The sequence below is a fragment of the Bacteroides cellulosilyticus DSM 14838 genome, assembly GCF_000158035.1.
In the GTDB taxonomy this organism is placed as follows: Bacteria; Bacteroidota; Bacteroidia; order Bacteroidales; family Bacteroidaceae; genus Bacteroides; species Bacteroides cellulosilyticus.
In genome coordinates, this window is record NZ_EQ973541.1 from 1 (window position 1) to 894 (window position 894).

The 894-nt window shown below is 35.7% G+C and carries 1 protein-coding gene and 1 pseudogene; both read left to right on the forward strand.

Annotated elements, in window-relative coordinates; genetic code table 11:
• A partial coding sequence (locus BACCELL_RS25570) for an Imm65 family immunity protein (protein WP_007215092.1) occupies positions 1-612 on the forward strand: 612 nt, incomplete at its 5' end.
• 64 nt (positions 613-676) lie between these two features.
• Positions 677-894: pseudogene (locus tag BACCELL_RS25575) on the forward strand (RHS repeat domain-containing protein); the annotation flags it as partial.

Below are 894 nucleotides of genomic sequence, written 5' to 3' on the forward strand. Positions count from 1 at the left end.
CATTCCTTAGTTTCTGCAACATATAAGTCTTACCTCACTTATCGTTATTATTCTTTTCCTCAACTCTTGGAATATACATTCGAAGATTATGATTCGACTCATTTACCACGCTTTATATTGGCTTCATATTCTTTAGTTGTGGATACTTCATATGTTCCCAAAGGAACATTTATTAATCATATCCAACGCATTGATGGAGAAATATATTATTCCAATGTTTTAGATGAGTATTTTAAAGAAAACAAAGATAGTATACATAAGGACTTTTTTGCAGTATTAAATGGAAAAGATACACTTAAACTAAATATTGTAGATACGATAACACAGCATCTTTATTTTGAGAGTGCGAATAATGTTGCTTTCTTTAGATCGCTGACAAAGAATCCTTGGGATAAATTATACGATTTGTTTCGTGACTCGACTTTTTACTTTTGTAATGAAAAAGGAACATATACAAGGTGTTCCATTCCGTATAGTGACTTTTTTGGCCTTTTTAGTATAAGAATTAGTATAAGAGATGGCTCTTATATTGTAGATTGGCTTTATAGAAGGGGGATAAAGCAGAGTCTGAAAGATTTAGACGGTAGTTATAATGAATGGGATGCAAATTGATTTCATTTATAGGATTCAATGATGGTTTTGTTGGTATGATATCCCCTGTCTCTTACTCCGAAATATGGGTAGAGGCAGGGAATATTTATTCTCCTCTCTGTTCTACAATACGGACGGCTTGAACGGCATGAGATGTTACAACGGCAATATCTTTGGACTGAAACGCTACGGACGGACGGGCGCTTCGACCTACGGCCCGATTGACAATCTGACACTGACGCTGAACGGTAATTGGTCGAAAGCAGTGAATGATGCAGTTACAACTGCGGCCTACAATAATAG